The following is a 1,720-nucleotide window of genomic DNA, read 5'->3' on the forward strand; positions in this document are numbered from 1 at the left end:
CTGGTGCACTGAAAAGGTGATCCTTCGAACTGGGTAGATGAAGCTTAGACACCTCTATTTTCCCAGTTCAGATCACCTTTTCCTCGTTAATGACAGCTCATGACCCCGTAAGTGATGAAACCACCGGGTTAGGCGCTCAGCGCCTGCTTGGGAAGGCCGGTGGCCATCGGTGTTCCGGCAGCTAGTACTACAGTCGCGTTGGTTGGGACCAGAGGAGCGATACCATCAGTCGCCTGATTCCGGTCAGCATCGCGGTCACCCAGTTGCCGACCTTCGTCGAGTTCAACTTGGTCGAACTCGAACGGAAGGCCCCAGTGACTGCGACTCTGGGTCAGCTACCCGCGTGCGAAACGGGTTACCCATCGATGCTCTGCGGCAGAACCAGCGGGTTATCGTCACGCAAAGCCTCCGGCAGCAGCGCCGTCGGGAAGTTCTGGAACGCGACCGGGCGCAGGAAGCGGGCGATGGATGCGGTGCCGACTGCGGTCATGGTCGACGCGGTGGTCGCCGGGTACGGACCACCGTGCTGCTGCGCGTAGGTGACCGAGACCCCAGTGGGCCATTGGTTCCACAGTATGCGGCCGGCCCGATCGGCCAACGCAGGCACGAGCGTGCGCGCCAAATCCAGGTCAGTATCGACTTCGTCGGCGACGATCGTCGCCGTCAGCTGGCCGTCGAGCGCCCGGGCGACGTGCTCGAGATCTACGGTGTCGGTGTACGTGACGATCAGACCGACCGGACCGAAGACTTCGGTAACCAGCGCCTCAGGCTCGGCCAGAACGGCATCCACGGTCGTGAGCAGCAGCGTCGCCTCGGGTTCCACCGAGCGACTCGCCTTGCCTTCGCGCAGCACCGAGACCGCGTTATTGCCGGCCAGCGCGTCCAGGCTCGCGACGAAGCCTGCGAGATCCGATCATTGAGCAGAGGCGCCGGGCCAGGTGCGGCGGCCGACCGCAGCGCATTCACTACCCCGACTCGGCCGGCACAAACAGCACACCCGGCTTCGTGCACAACTGACCCTGCTGCCGGTGATCGACGCGAGGTAGCCCTCGGCAATTTCGGTCGCACGGTTTGCCGCAGCGGCGGGTGCGACGAACGCAGGGTTGACGCTGCCCAGCTCGCCATAGAACGGGATCGGCTCGGGTCGGCGTCGCGATGTCGAACAAAGCGCGCCCACCCGAAATCGATCCGGTAAACGAGGCCGCTTTGATCGCCGGGTGCTTGAGTGCCTCCACGCCGTTCTGCGTGCCATGGATGACGCGTAGCAGGTCGGCGGGCGCTCCCGCCTGGACGACGGCCTCCTCGATAACCGCAGCCATGGTATCCGACAGGCGCGGATGGCCCGAGTGGGCCTTCACGAGCACTGCATTGCCGGCCGCAAGGCTGCTGCCGTGTCGCCTCCGGCACCGAGAACGCAAAGGGGAAGTTGCTGGCAGCGAAGTTCAGCACCGGGCCAATGGGAATCAACATGCGGCGCAGGTCGGGTCGCGGTGCACCCATCGGCCACGTGGCGTCGGGGCGATCGATGCGGGCGTCGACGAATGCACCACGCTCGGCCTCGTCGGCGAAGATGCGCAACTGGAAGGTGGTGCGCTTCAGCTCGCCCTGCAGGCGCGGCTGTGGCAGCGAAGTCTCATCCTGGGCAATGGCGATGAGGTCGGGGCCCGCCGCGTCGAGGGCATCGGCGATGGCACGCATGACGCGGGCACGCTCGGCGTAG

The 1,720-nt window shown here is 65.2% G+C and carries 3 protein-coding genes; 1 reads left to right on the top strand and 2 read right to left on the bottom strand.

The annotated features are described in order from the left end of the window. Window positions 1–355 precede the first annotated feature (355 nt). Both JCM19049_RS13285 and JCM19049_RS20960 read right to left on the bottom strand, forming a co-directional pair. Window positions 356–853 (bottom strand): hypothetical protein, encoded by a 498-nt coding sequence (locus JCM19049_RS13285; RefSeq protein ID WP_054821824.1) that lies wholly within the window; start codon window positions 851–853, stop codon window positions 356–358. A 112-nt stretch (window positions 854–965) separates the two neighbouring features. Further along, window positions 966–1,364, bottom strand: a complete 399-nt coding sequence (locus JCM19049_RS20960) for an aldehyde dehydrogenase family protein (protein ID WP_279403208.1) — start codon at window positions 1,362–1,364, stop codon at window positions 966–968. A gap of 4 nt (window positions 1,365–1,368) precedes the next feature. Here JCM19049_RS20960 and JCM19049_RS13290 point away from each other — a divergent pair. Then, window positions 1,369–1,720, top strand: a 352-nt coding sequence (locus JCM19049_RS13290; RefSeq protein ID WP_279403209.1) for a hypothetical protein, incomplete at its 3' end; no start/stop codon positions are given.

It is taken from the genome of Arthrobacter sp. JCM 19049 (genome assembly GCF_001310435.1).